This window comes from Capnocytophaga sp. oral taxon 324 str. F0483 (genome assembly GCF_000318315.2).
GTDB lineage: Bacteria > Bacteroidota > Bacteroidia > Flavobacteriales > Flavobacteriaceae > Capnocytophaga > Capnocytophaga ochracea.
Genome location: NZ_KB291531.1, coordinates 10,951 through 11,195 on the forward strand (window position 1 = coordinate 10,951; position 245 = coordinate 11,195).

A 245-nucleotide genomic window follows, 5' to 3' on the forward strand; every position below is an offset into this window, starting at 1 on the left:
CAAAACTACAAAATTTGAAAGCAATTCACAACACGAACCACATCAGTAACAATTGTTTTCATGTTGTTATCAATCGCAAAACTACAAAATTTGAAAGCAATTCACAACGGTGGTACAACCAAGAGAGTAGCGATATTCGTTGTTATCAATCGCAAAACTACAAAATTTGAAAGCAATTCACAACGAATAGTAAATGTATCTCCAAACATTTTTTGTTGTTATCAATCGCAAAACTACAAAATTTG